Origin of the sequence: Staphylococcus sp. HMSC62A08, assembly GCF_001839105.1 — a bacterium.
Lineage (GTDB): Bacteria > Bacillota > Bacilli > Staphylococcales > Staphylococcaceae > Staphylococcus > Staphylococcus caprae.
On sequence record NZ_KV840031.1, the window covers coordinates 82,860 to 96,869 of the forward strand.

The window sequence follows — 14,010 nt, forward strand, 5'->3', positions numbered from 1 at the left end:
TTCTTAAAATACAGAGCAAGATATAATGAAAAGTAAAAGAGGCGGGAAACCTTATCGTTTATACTCTGGGAAACCGATTAACGGTGTCCCAAAAGCAGGATTTTCGGCAGTAAAACTCACAATTCGACAAAATTCGAGAAACAATTTTGCTCATTGTTTGGTTCTGCTCAAATCCTAAACGCTTTTGTCCCGACCTCTTTTTAATTTTATGCATGTGAAGGTTTGACTGGACAACCTTCTAAATGTGAATCGTATAAGCCAGCAGCCTCTAAAAAAGAAAAGACAGTCACTGGACCTAAAAATTTAAAACCGTATTTCTTAAGATCTTTCGAAAGTTGTGTTGCGCGTTCATCAACTGTTATTCGATCACTTGGCTTTTTATATCCCATATCAATAGGCTTATTGTTTACATATGACCACAAGAAATCACTAAAACTATTATAATCTTGTTCGATTTTTAAATAACCTTGAGCTTGACTCACAATTGCTTCTAGCTTCTTTCTGTTATGAACGATGTTAGGAAATTCCATTAATCGGTCGATATCTTTGCTCGTCATTTGAGCAACCTTTTCAGGATCAAAGTTATAAAAAGCTTCTTCGTATGCATCTTTTTTCTTTAAAATAGTTAGCCATGATAAACCTGCATGTTGTGACTCTAAAGCAATCAGTTTAAACAATTCCTTACTATCGTATAATGGTTGCCCCCAAAATTTATCGTGATATTCTAAGTATGTTTCATCCTTTGTACTAAAGGCACACTCATTCATAAATTTTACCTCCAATACATTGACTTATTGATATATCCATTATACTATAAGTGAGTAAATGAATATAATGTTAGGGAAGAGTAAATTCTAATCATTTTATAGAGAGCATATATTTGGTGGAAATATGTAAGTGGTTTGAATTGAAGGTAGCCCGTTAATAACTTTCACTGAACATATATATAGTAGGTGAAAGCGTGTTTGAGCGTTAATCTAATACTTAAGTGCTTGAAGACATTACATGTAACAAATTGAGAATGTAATTCTTCTTGAATATAGGTGGTACCACGGAACATCCGTCCTATTTTTATAGGGTGGGTGTTTTTAATTTATTAGGAGGATTTTTTATGGAAATGAAACCGAAATACGATCCAAGAGAAGTTGAAGCGGGTCGTTATGAAGAATGGGTAAAAAATGGTTATTTTAAACCGTCAGAAGATAAATCGAAAGATACATATACGATTGTGATTCCACCACCCAATGTAACTGGGAAGTTGCATTTAGGACATGCATGGGATACAACGTTACAAGATATTATTACACGTATGAAACGTATGCAAGGTTATGACACTTTATATCTTCCTGGTATGGATCATGCTGGTATTGCAACACAAGCTAAAGTTGAAGCAAAACTAAACGAACAAGGTATTTCTAGACATGACCTTGGACGAGATAAGTTCTTAGAACAAGCATGGGATTGGAAAGAAGAATATGCGTCATTTATTAGACAACAATGGGCTAAGCTTGGTCTAGGTTTAGATTATAGTAGAGAGCGTTTTACTTTAGATGAAGGATTAAGTAAGGCTGTTCGAAAAGTGTTTGTCGATTTATATAATAAAGGTATTATCTATCGCGGTGAAAGAATCATTAACTGGGATCCTCAAGCAAGAACAGCGTTATCTGATATAGAAGTTATCCATGAGGACGTTCAGGGTGCATTTTATCATTTTAAATATCCATTTGCAGATGGCGAAGGGTATATTGAAATTGCGACAACACGTCCGGAAACAATGCTTGGAGATACAGCCATTGTCGTCAATCCTAATGATGAACGTTATAAAGACGTTATTGGCAAAAAGGTAATTCTACCTATAGTAGGTAGAGAGTTGCCTATTCTTGCAGACGAATATGTTGATATCGAATTCGGTTCTGGTGCAATGAAAGTCACTCCAGCACATGATCCAAATGACTTTGAAATTGGTCAACGTCACGATTTGGAAAATATTATCGTGATGGATGAATACGGTAAAATGAACGATAAAGCTGGAAAATACGAAGGTATGGATCGCTTCGATTGCCGTAAACAACTTGTTGAAGATTTGAAAGCACAAGATTTAGTGATTAAAATTGAGGAACATACTCATTCTGTGGGTCATTCAGAGAGAACAGGTGCGATTGTAGAGCCTTATTTATCAACACAATGGTTCGTTAAAATGAAACCATTAGCGCAAAGAGCACTAGATAATCAAAAAACTGATGATAGAATCGATTTCTTCCCAGGACGCTTTGAAAATACGTTCAAACGTTGGATGGAAGAAATCAGAGACTGGACGATTTCTCGTCAGTTATGGTGGGGACACCAAATTCCAGCATGGTATCATAAAGAAACGAATGAAATTTATGTTGGTGAAGAAGCACCAAAAGATATCGAAAATTGGGTTCAAGACGAAGACGTATTGGATACGTGGTTTTCAAGTGCGTTATGGCCATTCTCTACATTAGGTTGGCCTGATACGGACTCAGAAGACTTTAAACGTTATTATCCTACGAATGCGTTAGTAACTGGTTATGACATTATCTTCTTCTGGGTAGCTAGAATGATATTCCAAGGATTAGAATTTACAGATAGAAGACCATTTAATGATGTGTTACTTCATGGATTAGTAAGAGCTGAAGACGGACGTAAAATGAGTAAGTCTTTAGGGAATGGCGTTGATCCTATGGATGTAATTGATGAATATGGTGCGGATAGTTTAAGATATTTCTTAGCTACAGGTTCATCTCCAGGTCATGATTTACGTTATTCAACTGAAAAAGTAGAATCTGTTTGGAACTTTATCAATAAAATATGGAATGCAGCGCGTTTTAGCTTAATGAATATCGGCGAAGACTTTAAAGTAGAAGATATCGATTTATCAGGTGAATTATCTTTAGCGGATAAGTGGATTTTAACAAGATTAAATGAAACAATTAAAACAGTAACAGAGTTAAGTGACAAATATGAATTTGGCGAAGTAGGACGTGCACTTTATAACTTTATTTGGGATGAATTCTGCGATTGGTATATTGAAATGAGTAAGATACCAATGAATGGTGATGATGAAACTCAAAAACAAACAACACGTTCAGTATTAAGTTATGTACTCGATAAAATTATGAAAATGTTGCATCCATTTATGCCATTTGTTACTGAAACAATTTGGCAAAGTTTACCTCACGAAGGTGAAACAATTGTCAATGCAAGTTGGCCGACTGTTAAGCAAGAATTTATATTTGACGAAAGTAAACAAACAATGCAACAACTTGTTGAAATCATCAAATCAGTTCGTCAATCAAGAGTTGAAGTGAATACGCCACTTTCTAAATCGATACCAATTTTAATTCAAACTAAGGATGAGAATGTTAAACAAACGCTTAAAGAGAATGCGAGTTATTTACACAAATTCTGTAATCCTAGTGAGTTAATCATTGATACAGAAATTGATATTCCTGAAAAGGCAATGACTTCAGTGGTCGTAGCTGGTAAAGTCGTTCTACCACTTGAAGGTCTAATTGATATGGAAAAAGAAATCGCACGTTTGGAGAAAGAACTAGATAAACTTCAAAGTGAATTAGATAGAGTAGATAAAAAACTTTCAAATGAGAACTTTGTAAATAAAGCTCCGGAAAAAGTTATAAATGAAGAGAAAGAAAAACAACAACATTATCAAGAAAAATATGATGGTGTTAAATCACGAATTGAACAATTAAAAGCATAGGAGTATGATCATGAATTACCTAGACAGCTTGTATTGGATACATGAAAGAACGAAATTTGGTATTAAACCTGGTGTCAAGCGTATGGAATGGATGTTAGAACAATTTAATAATCCTCAAGATAAGATTAGAGGTATTCATGTTGGTGGCACGAATGGTAAGGGGTCTACGGTAGCTTATCTGAGAACTGCTTTAGTGGAAAATGGCTATGAAGTAGGTACCTTTACTTCACCATTTATCGAAAGTTTTAATGAGCGCATTAGCTTGAATGGAACACCAATTACAAATGACGAACTTGTTCAACTTGTTGAACGCGTCAAACCTGTAAGCGAAGCCTTAGAAACTGAAACTGAATTAGGTGGCGCTACGGAATTCGAAATTATTACAACGATGATGTTCTTATACTTTGGAGAGATTCATCCAGTTGATTTCGTTATTATTGAAGCAGGGTTAGGAATTAAACACGATTCCACGAATGTATTTAAACCTATTTTATCTATTTTAACTAGCATTGGACTTGATCACACTGATATTCTGGGTACGACTTATTTAGATATAGCCAAAGATAAAGCAGCTATTATTAAGCCTAATACACCGATTATATATGCAGTTAAAAATGATGATGCTTTAAAATATGTTAGGGACTATGCTTTAGAGCAAAATGCGAAACCTATTGAACTAGATCGAGAAATAACGATTATTTCACAAGATGATGAATTTACTTATCGATATAAGGATTATGAGCTAGAGACGATTCTTTTAAATATGCTTGGAGAACATCAAAAAGAGAATGCTTCGTTAGCTATTACAGCACTTATAGAACTTAATGAAGCGCATATGATTGATCTTGACTTTAATAAAATGATTGATGGTATTGAATCTGTAAATTGGACAGGTCGTATTGAACAAGTTAAAGAACATCCACTTATGGTTATTGATGGTGCGCATAATAATGAAAGTGTAGAAGCGCTAATAGACACAATTAAACATTATTATGGCCGAGATAAAATTGATGTACTTTTTTCTGCAATTAAAGGGAAGCCTATCAATAGTATGATGAGTAATCTAAGTGATATTGCATCAAGATTTTATATTGCCGACTTTGACTTTCCAAAAGCGTTAACTAAAGAAGAAATTGCTGAAGAAATTAATTTTGAAAATATAGAACTTGTAGATGACTACGTTCAATTTATAGAAAATTATCAAGGTGAAGGCTTAATCATTACTGGAAGTTTATACTTTATCAGTGAAGTAAAAGCTAAAACAAAATTTAATTAATTAACTAAAAGAGCAAAACAGGTTGTTATACTTCCTTGTTTTGCTCTTTTGTTGTGTTTAAAGTGCAAAAACTTAAATGATTTTAAATAGGAAATTTCTCTATTTTGTTAACGGAATTTTAGAGAAATACAAGTTATTTACATTGAGTTGAAAATACTTATAATAAATTTAAGGAGGATGATATATGGTTCTACTTGCATATTCATGTAGTGTGATTTTCAGCTTTTTATATCAATTTAGTCATAAAGGTTTTCTCAGTTTGAGATACTTTTATACAAGGTCTAGATGTGATTACTGTGGTGAAATAATTAAACCTTATGATTTATTGCCGATTATCAGTTTTATTACGTTAAATGGTCGTTCACGTTGTTGTCGACAAAAATTACAAATATACTACTTTATAGGTGAAGTTCTGTCTGTTATTCCGATATTCCTTTATTCGATGACAAATACAAATATTCATTTTGTACTTTTTCTAACCACTTTTCTATTCTTACTTACAATGTCTCTCTACGATATGCATTCAATGACAGTCGATTTAAGACTCGTATGCATCTATATCATTATCACATGTTTGTTTTCACATATTTATTTTTGGAATTTTTTAATTGTATTTACTATAACCCATACATTATATCTATTTATGTATAAACTTATTGGATATGGCGATATTATTATCTTTAATATGCTTGCATTGTTCTTACCGTTGAAACTCTCTTTTTATTTGTTTATCTTCACTTTTATAATAGGCGGATTAGTCGTGATTCTTTTTAAATTGTTTATTAAAAAAGATATTAAATATATTCCACTTATCCCTTTTATATTTCTTTCCTTTGTAACTAACGCACTTTTTTATCAAGAAATAAATCAATTTTTAGGAGGCGATTCTTATTGAAAATTAATGAAATGGCAGTGTCAGAAAAACCTAGAGAACGGTTGATGAATTTTGGTGCTCAAAGTCTTTCGAATGTTGAATTGTTAGCTATTCTTATCAACACAGGAAGAAAAGGTTTCTTAAGTATTGATATAGCGAATGAATTAATTAAGAACCATCATTCAATTCGTGAATTAAAAAAACTGTCAATCAATGATTTGTTAAGAATAAAAGGTATAGGATTATATAAAGCAATCACGTTGAAAGCTGCTTTTGAGTTAGGGGAAAGATTAAATGCAACGAGTACGATTGATAAAGTGAAAATTACAAGCCCTGGAGATGTAGCTGAATTAATGATGTCTAAAATGAAAGATTTGGAGCAAGAACATTTCGTAGTGTTATTACTTAATTCGAAAAATATTGTTATTAAACAATCGTGGATATATAAAGGTACACTCAATAGTTCGATTATCCATCCAAGAGAGGTATTTAATATAGCAATAAGAGAATCTTCAAATGCAATGATTGTTGTACATAATCATCCATCTGGTGATGTGACTCCATCAAGAGAGGACATAACTACAACATTACGTTTAAAAGAATGTGGAGCTATCTTAGGTATCGAATTGTTAGATCATATTATTATAGGAGATAATAAATTTACGAGTTTAGTAGAAGCGGGCTATTTTGAAGATAATTCAATTTAATATCGTCCTTTCGATTGTTTATTTTATCCATGTAAAAATAAAAAAGTTAGCTAAACCAAATATGAAATTTGAGTATACAACCCAAACATACATAAAATGAATAGCTAACTTATTGACTAATGAATAAAACCTGATAAATTTTGAAAATGATCAAGTAACCAAATCACGCCTTGGTAACCTAAATATATACATAATAAAACAATACCAGCAGATATTAAGAATCGTAAAATAGACAAACCTACTCTAAATAGCAGTATGACTAATAATACGATGAGTATGATTGTTAAAATGCTCAACATGTTGTACCTCCTTATTATGTGTACATTCCATATTATGTATTATAATGTATACAAATAGCAATGACATCAGTCCATAGATATAAAAATCCTACTTCCTTAGTCTGATGCTAAAATGCCATAATTAAATTATACTTAATTTAATATGTTAAGGAGGGCAAATATGAGATTTATTTTCAGTATAGTAAAGAACATCGTTGCAGTGCTAGCAATTATAGCCATTATCTATATAGCACTTAAATACGCCCCTTTCCTTAGAGATCAAGAATGGAATCCACTAAGTGATACTTCGAATAATGTCCAACAAAATTTAAATGACACACAAAATCCAAATGGTTCATCCTCGGGAGAGCCTCAAAATGGTAAGCGTTATTCATTAAAAGAAAATGATATTATTAACAATGTACCTTCAAGTCAGATAAAAAATGTTTTTAATATGATAGATAAAAGAGAATTTATGTCTGTTTCCGGTATAGGTAGAATGGGATATAATGACAAATATCTTGCAGGGCAAAGAGACGATGAATTCATTATCTACAAATTTGGATCTGATTCTATAAGAGTTTACAAAACTGAATTTGAAATGCAACAAGACTTAAATAAACTAGGGCAACATATAGAACTAAAACCAGCCGATGCATACAATTAAATCTCATAAACTATGAATTTGAAATGTGATTTTAAATAAGTTAACCTTTGAATATAGATAAATAGAGTAAAGGTTGGTGTGATCTCGAATGGCTGAACAATCAAAAGAAAAACAAGCAAACGAACAAGCAAAAGCGCAAAATCTTTTTGCTCGTTGGAGAAAAGAAGAAACGTTGTACAGCGAAGACGAAAAGAAAGAAAATAAAGATTCTAATGAAGATGAGAGTAAATAATTACAAGCTTGTCTGGCTCTGATAAAAATTTAAAATTAATTTTAACTAACTACTAACGTAACTGTTGGTAGTTTTTTTATTATATATATACAGGTTTAACTCACTAAATAACAACGCTCAACTAAATCATTCGTAAAATTTATCTTTAATAATGAGTTAGTGCTTTATTTAAAGAGGTGAGTAATATAAAATATAAAAGGATAATAAATTTAGTATTATAGAGGTGTTCTGGGTGCTTAACTTTTTTAAAAATAACAAGCTTGTTGTTGTTTTATGTGCGATTATCGTTTTTATAGCGTTAATAGGTTTATCCATTCGTTCTCAAACTCAATCACCTCCAGAACAATATGTCGGCGACTCGGTTTCTTTGGGGCAAAGAGCTGTAAGTTATCCGATTCATTTTGTAACTGGAGCTATTGGAAATATCTTTAATAAAGATGGATCGAAACAAGATAAAAATAAAATCAAACAACTTGAAGCGGAGAATCAGAAATTAGAGACAGAAAATAAAAAATATAAAAAAGAACTTGATGTGAAGGATTTATCAAAGTATGAACCTATTTCTACAACGGTCATTGCTAGAAACCCAGATCAATGGATGAATACTATTGTGATAGATAAAGGGTCTAAGTCAGGCATTAAGAACAATATGGCTGTTATGACTTCAGAAGGTTTAGTAGGAAGAGTGACGAAGGTAAATCAATTTTCATCGCAAGTGGATTTGATTTCTACTAACACACGTGCAGGTAAACTTTCAGTGAATGTACAACATGGTTCTAAGAATGTTTTTGGTTTAATTGATCATTATGATGCTAAAAATGAAGAGTTAGTCATCAGTGACATCAATAATAAAGATAGTGTGAAAAAAGGAGATAAGGTTGTTACAAGTGGTTTAGCGGATCAATTACCAAGTGATCTTTACATAGGTGAAGTAACTGAAGTAGAGAATGACCAATATGGTCTTGCTAAAGAAGTTAGAGTTAAAACTGGCGCAGATTTAGCCGACTTAAACCATGTATATGTAGCAAAACGTGATGTGAACACGATTCCTGATGATGAAAGTGGGGGTAACTAATGCGTACCCTTTACTATTTTCTTATTGGAATTTTATTATTCTATATTGATACAGCGATTGGATTAGTAATCCCTTTGCATTTTGGTAAAATTGATATCATTTTTGTGCCTCATCTAACGCTGATGTATATTTTAATTATGACAGTGTACAGAGGATTCGGTGTAGCACTTATACTTGCTATATTCTTTGGTATCATTACTGACTTATATTTTGGAAGCATTTATGGCTTATACATGTTTGGCTATATCATTCTTGTCGTACTTATAGATAAATTCTTTAAAGTATTTTATAGAGACTATTCGATGCTATTTGGTATCGTACTCTTAAGTACAAAAATACAAAAAATATATGTTGTTGCGATATACGGTGTCATTGGATTTATTCAATTTAACTTTATTGAATTTATTTTATTCAGACTTGTTCCAACACTGTTACTTAATTTCATATTACTATTGATCTTATTTCCAATTATTATTAAATTTACTAAAAAAGTACAAAACACAATTGACAGTAAAGCTAAGCGATGGTAAGATTCAATAGTTGAGTAGTTTCAGGCTACATACAACCGCTCAAATACAGGTTTAAGAACAATGAAGCATAAAGTTTATATTTAACTTGAGCTGACGTCACCTGTATATGGCGTGACTTATATTATAGGAGGTGCAAAGTATGTTTGCTATTATTGAAACAGGTGGAAAACAAATCAAAGTAGAAGAAGGTCAAGAAATCTTCGTTGAAAAATTAGACGTAAATGAAGGCGACTCATTCACTTTTGATAAAGTATTATTTGTAGGTGGCGATTCAGTTAAAGTTGGTGCGCCAACTGTTGAAGGTGCTTCTGTTACTGCTACTGTTAATAAACAAGGTCGCGGTAAGAAAATCACTGTCTTCACTTACAAACGTCGTAAAGACTCTAAACGTAAAAAAGGCCATCGTCAACCATATACTAAATTAACAATCGATAAAATTAACGCATAATTTTATGATTACTGTTGATATTACAATTGATGATGAAGGCAAAGTGACAGATGTGATCATGGATGGCCATGCTGATCATGGTGAATATGGTCATGACATTGTCTGTGCTGGAGCCTCAGCTGTTTTATTTGGTAGTGTAAACGCAATTATGGGATTGACATCTGAAAAGCCTGATATCGATTACGACGATGATGGTGGTCATTTTCATATAAGAAGTGTTGATACTAATAACAAAGAAGCGCAATTAATTCTTCAAGCGATGTTAGTTTCTTTACAAACGATTGAAGAAGAATATAATGAGAATATCAGATTAAATTATAAGTGAGGTGTATCCCGATGTTAAAATTAAACTTACAGTTCTTCGCATCTAAAAAAGGGGTAAGTTCTACAAAAAACGGACGTGACTCTGAATCTAAACGTTTAGGTGCTAAACGTGCTGACGGTCAATACGTATCAGGTGGTTCAATTCTTTATCGCCAACGTGGTACTAAAATCTACCCTGGTGAAAATGTAGGTCGTGGTGGCGATGATACATTATTCGCTAAAATCGACGGCGTTGTTAAATTTGAACGCAAAGGTCGCGACAAAAAACAAGTTTCTGTATACGCAGTAGCTGAATAATTTTGTCTAGTTAACACCAGAAGTGAATGCTTCTGGTGTTTTATTTTTGTTTAAAACGACATCATATTTAAATATGATTTTTCTAAAAATAGTGATAATGATATAATTATAAAGATGAAAATTGCAGAGCAAAAGAGGTGAGATATATGTTCGTCGATCAAGTTAAAATATCTCTTAAAGCTGGTGACGGAGGAAACGGAATCACAGCTTATAGAAGAGAAAAATACGTCCCTTTTGGTGGACCTGCAGGTGGCGATGGTGGTAAAGGTGCCTCTGTCGTATTTGAAGTGGATGAAGGTCTAAGAACTCTCTTAGCCTTTAGATATCAACGTCATTTCAAAGCTAAAAAAGGTGAAAATGGACAAAGCAGTAACATGCATGGTAAAAATGCCGAAGATTTAGTGCTAAAAGTACCTCCTGGCACAATCATTAAAAGTGTAGATACTGAAGAAGTATTAGCCGATTTAGTTGAAGATGGTCAAAGAGCAGTTGTAGCTCGCGGAGGACGAGGCGGACGTGGGAATTCAAGATTTGCAACTCCAAGAAATCCTGCCCCAGACTTTAGTGAAAATGGTGAACCGGGCGAAGAGCTAGATGTTACCTTAGAGCTTAAATTACTTGCAGATGTAGGCCTAGTTGGTTTCCCAAGTGTAGGTAAATCAACGTTATTATCTATCGTTTCTAAAGCGAAGCCTAAGATTGGTGCTTACCACTTTACTACTATTAAACCTAATTTAGGTGTTGTTTCCACACCAGATCAAAGAAGTTTTGTTATGGCCGATTTACCAGGTCTTATCGAAGGCGCTTCAGAGGGTGTAGGTTTAGGACATCAATTCTTAAGACACGTGGAACGTACGAAAGTGATTGTTCACATGATTGATATGAGCGGTTCTGAAGGTAGAGATCCTATCGAAGACTATAAAGTAATTAATCAAGAATTAGTGAATTATAAACAACGTCTCGAAGACCGTCCGCAAATTGTTGTCGCGAATAAAATGGATATACCTGAAGCTGAAGAAAACTTAGAACTTTTCAAAGAAGAAATAGAAGATGACGTGACTATCATTCCAGTATCAACGGTTACGCGTGATAACATAGACCAATTATTATATCTCATTGCAGATAAACTAGAGGAAGTTAAAGATATTGACTTCTCAGTTGAAGAAGATGAAAATGTAGGTGTCAATCGTGTACTATACAAACATACACCTTCTCAAGATGCATTTACGATTACTAGAGATGACGATGGTGCATATGTTGTAAGCGGAAATGCTATAGAAAGAATGTTCAAGATGACAGACTTTAATAGCGACCCTGCTGTTCGTCGATTTGCCAGACAAATGCGTTCTATGGGAATTGACGATGCACTTAGAGAAAGAGGATGTAGCAACGGTGATATCGTAAGAATTCTAGGTGGAGAGTTTGAATTCGTCGAATAGGAGTGTAAACTTTGGACAATAAAGATTATAAAAAGTTTTATTTAATTAGAGAAGATGTATTACCTGAATCTGTGGTTAAAACTTTAAAAGTAAAAGATGCTTTGAAAAACGATCCTAAGTTGTCCATTTATGACGCTGTAAAACAATACGATTTGTCACGTAGTGCCTTTTATAAATATAGAGAGACAATCTTTCCAGTTGATGAAAAGATGCTCGACCATAGAGAGTTTACATTAATATTGTATGTGAATGATATCGTTGGAATGTTAGCACAAGTGTTGAACACAATCTCTCAATTACAATTATCTGTTCTAACAATACATCAAAGTGTTCCAATGGAAGATAAAGCAACGATTACGTTATCACTGAATGCGCAATCTTCTCATTTATCAGTTGATGATGTGGTTAATGCACTGAGAAAGATAGAACATGTTTCAAAAGTAGAATTAATAAGTATGAGTATGTAAGGAGTGCTAACATGTATGCATATGTAAAAGGGACCTTATCTCAGCTATTTCCAACCCACGTTGTTGTAGAAACAGCTGGAATAGGTTATGAAATACAGACACCGAATTCTTATCGTTTTCAAAAATATTTAGATAAAGAAGTACAAATATATACATCACTGATAGTTAGAGAAGATGCACAATTGCTTTATGGCTTTATTAGCGAAGAAGAAAAAGACATGTTTCTTAGTTTAATTAAGGTAACAGGTATAGGGCCTAAATCAGCCTTAGCAATCTTAGCTGCTAGTACTCCAAATGAAGTTAAACAAGCAATAGAGAATGAAAATGATGCATATCTCACACAATTCCCAGGAATTGGTAAGAAAACCGCCAGACAAATTGTGTTAGATTTAAAAGGTAAGGTAACGATTAATGAAGAAAACAGTGACACACTACTTCAAGTTGATTTAAATTCAACTGAACAAAGTCAAATCGTTAAAGAAGCAATGCTTGCATTAGAAGCACTGGGTTATTCTAAACGCGAACTTTCTAAAGTGGAAAAGGTGCTAAACAAGCAAAGTATTACTTCAGTGGATGAAGCAGTCAAACTTGGTTTACAAACCTTAATATCTTAATATAAATAATAATGATTTAATGGGGGAAACGTATATGGATAAAAGAATGGTCGATCAAGAATTTCATGATGAAGACTCGGCTTTTGAATTGTCATTAAGGCCTACAAAACTTAAACAATATATCGGTCAATCCTCTATTAAAAGTAATCTAGAAGTATTTATAAAAGCTGCTAAATTAAGAGAAGAACCACTCGATCACGTTCTATTATTTGGTCCTCCTGGACTAGGTAAAACGACACTTTCCAATATTATTGCTAATGAGATGGAAGTGAATATAAGAACGATTTCTGGTCCATCTTTAGAGAGACCAGGCGATTTAGCAGCTATTTTATCTGGATTACAACCAGGCGATGTATTATTTATTGATGAGATCCATCGTCTTAGTAGTGTTGTAGAAGAAGTACTCTATCCTGCGATGGAAGACTTTTTCCTAGATATCATCATAGGTAAAGGTGATGAAGCAAGAAGTATCAGAATTGATTTACCACCATTTACTCTTGTTGGAGCGACGACGAGAGCTGGTAGTTTAACTGGTCCGCTTAGAGATAGATTTGGTGTTCATTTAAGACTTGAATATTATAATGAAAATGAACTAAAAGAAATTATCACACGTACTGCTGAAGTACTTGATACAGGAATTGATGAAGAAAGTGCCCTAGAATTAGCACGTCGTTCACGAGGTACACCGAGGGTTGCAAATAGATTATTAAAACGTGTGAGAGATTTCCAACAAGTGAATGAAGATGATCAAATCTATATTGAAACAACCAAAAGGGCATTACAATTATTACAAGTTGATCAAGAAGGTTTGGATTACATAGACCACAAAATGATGAATTGTATTATCAACCAATATAATGGTGGCCCTGTAGGCTTGGATACGATTGCTGTATCTATAGGTGAAGAACGTATTACAATTGAAGACGTTTATGAACCGTTTTTAATTCAAAAAGGCTTTTTAGAGAGAACGCCACGTGGTAGAAAAGCTACGGCATTCGCTTACGAGCATTTTAAAAACATAGATGAAAAGAGGAAATAAG

At 33.3% G+C, this 14,010-nt stretch carries 17 protein-coding genes and 2 other annotated features; of the genes, 15 read left to right on the forward strand and 2 right to left on the reverse strand.

The annotated features are described in order from the left end of the window. Positions 1-206: 206 nt before the first annotated feature. Complete coding sequence (locus HMPREF3264_RS04130) at positions 207-767, reverse strand: DNA-3-methyladenine glycosylase I (RefSeq protein ID WP_070872016.1); 561 nt, start codon at positions 765-767, stop codon at positions 207-209. 58 nt (positions 768-825) lie between these two features. Beyond that, positions 826-1,071, forward strand: a binding site (T-box leader). A gap of 40 nt (positions 1,072-1,111) precedes the next feature. Between HMPREF3264_RS04130 and HMPREF3264_RS04135 the strand changes: the two genes are divergently transcribed. The 4 genes from HMPREF3264_RS04135 (at position 1,112) to radC (ending at position 6,599) form a co-directional block, all read left to right on the forward strand. Then, positions 1,112-3,742 (forward strand): valine--tRNA ligase, encoded by a 2,631-nt coding sequence (locus tag HMPREF3264_RS04135; RefSeq protein ID WP_070872017.1) that lies wholly within the window; start codon positions 1,112-1,114, stop codon positions 3,740-3,742. Between the two features lie 10 nt (positions 3,743-3,752). Beyond that, on the forward strand, positions 3,753-5,018 hold the full coding sequence (locus HMPREF3264_RS04140) for a bifunctional folylpolyglutamate synthase/dihydrofolate synthase (protein ID WP_070872018.1): 1,266 nt from the start codon (positions 3,753-3,755) through the stop codon (positions 5,016-5,018). A gap of 184 nt (positions 5,019-5,202) precedes the next feature. Then, the gene (locus tag HMPREF3264_RS04145) at positions 5,203-5,913 is read left to right on the forward strand and encodes a prepilin peptidase (protein WP_070872019.1); all 711 of its coding nucleotides are present in this window, start codon (positions 5,203-5,205) and stop codon (positions 5,911-5,913) included. Then, positions 5,910-6,599, forward strand: a complete 690-nt coding sequence (gene radC / locus HMPREF3264_RS04150; protein ID WP_070872020.1) for a RadC family protein — start codon at positions 5,910-5,912, stop codon at positions 6,597-6,599. Before HMPREF3264_RS04145 ends, radC begins: the two co-directional genes overlap by 4 nt. A 116-nt stretch (positions 6,600-6,715) precedes the next feature. On the opposite strand, the gene HMPREF3264_RS04155 is transcribed toward radC, so the two are convergent. Next, positions 6,716-6,895: a hypothetical protein gene (locus HMPREF3264_RS04155; RefSeq protein ID WP_037541562.1), complete on the reverse strand. Its 180-nt coding sequence runs from the start codon at positions 6,893-6,895 to the stop codon at positions 6,716-6,718. Between the two features lie 163 nt (positions 6,896-7,058). Between HMPREF3264_RS04155 and HMPREF3264_RS04160 the strand changes: the two genes are divergently transcribed. The 11 genes from HMPREF3264_RS04160 to ruvB all read left to right on the forward strand — a co-directional run bounded on the left by HMPREF3264_RS04160 (position 7,059) and on the right by ruvB (position 14,009). Next, entirely contained in the window at positions 7,059-7,544 is a 486-nt protein-coding gene (locus HMPREF3264_RS04160) for a DUF4930 family protein (protein WP_037541496.1), read from the forward strand. Between the two features lie 88 nt (positions 7,545-7,632). Continuing rightward, complete coding sequence (locus HMPREF3264_RS12745; RefSeq protein WP_002443277.1) at positions 7,633-7,776, forward strand: hypothetical protein; 144 nt, start codon at positions 7,633-7,635, stop codon at positions 7,774-7,776. Positions 7,777-8,008: 232 nt separating this feature from the next. After that, the gene (mreC, locus tag HMPREF3264_RS04165; RefSeq protein ID WP_070830964.1) at positions 8,009-8,851 is read left to right on the forward strand and encodes a rod shape-determining protein MreC; all 843 of its coding nucleotides are present in this window, start codon (positions 8,009-8,011) and stop codon (positions 8,849-8,851) included. Continuing rightward, complete coding sequence (gene mreD, locus HMPREF3264_RS04170; protein ID WP_070872021.1) at positions 8,851-9,381, forward strand: rod shape-determining protein MreD; 531 nt, start codon at positions 8,851-8,853, stop codon at positions 9,379-9,381. The genes mreC and mreD overlap by 1 nt, the downstream gene beginning before the upstream one ends. A gap of 23 nt (positions 9,382-9,404) precedes the next feature. Continuing rightward, positions 9,405-9,508 (forward strand) — a sequence feature (ribosomal protein L21 leader region). 12 nt (positions 9,509-9,520) lie between these two features. Next, on the forward strand, positions 9,521-9,829 hold the full coding sequence (gene rplU / locus HMPREF3264_RS04175) for a 50S ribosomal protein L21 (protein WP_002443269.1): 309 nt from the start codon (positions 9,521-9,523) through the stop codon (positions 9,827-9,829). Between the two features lie 4 nt (positions 9,830-9,833). After that, positions 9,834-10,154 (forward strand): ribosomal-processing cysteine protease Prp, encoded by a 321-nt coding sequence (locus HMPREF3264_RS04180; RefSeq protein WP_002443268.1) that lies wholly within the window; start codon positions 9,834-9,836, stop codon positions 10,152-10,154. Positions 10,155-10,165: 11 nt separating this feature from the next. Then, on the forward strand, positions 10,166-10,450 hold the full coding sequence (gene rpmA, locus HMPREF3264_RS04185; RefSeq protein WP_001830822.1) for a 50S ribosomal protein L27: 285 nt from the start codon (positions 10,166-10,168) through the stop codon (positions 10,448-10,450). 146 nt (positions 10,451-10,596) lie between these two features. Then, positions 10,597-11,889 (forward strand): GTPase ObgE, encoded by a 1,293-nt coding sequence (gene obgE, locus HMPREF3264_RS04190; protein ID WP_070872022.1) that lies wholly within the window; start codon positions 10,597-10,599, stop codon positions 11,887-11,889. Positions 11,890-11,900: 11 nt separating this feature from the next. Next, the gene (locus tag HMPREF3264_RS04195) at positions 11,901-12,356 is read left to right on the forward strand and encodes an ACT domain-containing protein (protein WP_002443266.1); all 456 of its coding nucleotides are present in this window, start codon (positions 11,901-11,903) and stop codon (positions 12,354-12,356) included. Positions 12,357-12,367: 11 nt separating this feature from the next. Continuing rightward, on the forward strand, positions 12,368-12,970 hold the full coding sequence (ruvA, locus tag HMPREF3264_RS04200; RefSeq protein ID WP_070872023.1) for a Holliday junction branch migration protein RuvA: 603 nt from the start codon (positions 12,368-12,370) through the stop codon (positions 12,968-12,970). Between the two features lie 34 nt (positions 12,971-13,004). Then, positions 13,005-14,009: a Holliday junction branch migration DNA helicase RuvB gene (gene ruvB / locus HMPREF3264_RS04205; RefSeq protein ID WP_037541493.1), complete on the forward strand. Its 1,005-nt coding sequence runs from the start codon at positions 13,005-13,007 to the stop codon at positions 14,007-14,009. Position 14,010: the final 1 nt, after the last annotated feature.